1 protein-coding gene is annotated in these 520 nt (G+C 43.8%); it reads left to right on the top strand.

Annotation, left to right across the window (positions count from 1 at the left end; translation table 11 throughout):
* Window positions 1–520, top strand: a 520-nt coding sequence (locus tag R8N47_RS28370) for an ImpA family type VI secretion system protein (RefSeq protein ID WP_412034505.1), incomplete at both ends; no start/stop codon positions are given.

Consider the following 520-nt stretch of genomic DNA (forward strand, 5'->3'; position numbering starts at 1 on the left):
TGAGGGAACGCTGATCTTTCCTCTTGCCTCGATTCCATTGACGGATATGGGTATAGAGCAAGCTTATGCATATTGGGAATACCAACAAGCCATTGAACTCGAGCGCTTGGATGAAGACAAGCGAAGAGTGCGAGTAGATCAAGGCGCAATTGAATTGTCGCGTATTACTGACACGGTGAAATCAACGTCAGATGAGTTTTACCAGTCTCTGATTGCAGATCTCGAGTTCGCTACAGGTGCTTTTAATGAGTTCAGTCAGCGACTTGATGACGCTGTAGGGGATGTAACGCCTAGCTCATATATTTCAAAAAGAATTGAATCAATACACGCGGCACTTAAGCACTTGTTGGGTAATCGTTTTAAGGATAAGGCTGAGGTCTCCATTTCTGACGAAAATGATGGTGAAGAGTTGGAAGAAGCGAGTCAACAAGCAGTTACTCACCACTCATCTGCGTTATTAGTTACAAACATGCAATCTCGAGAACAAGCTATTCAACAGTTGCAACATGTGGCGGACTTT

The sequence above is a fragment of the Vibrio sp. 2132-1 genome (assembly GCF_033344315.1).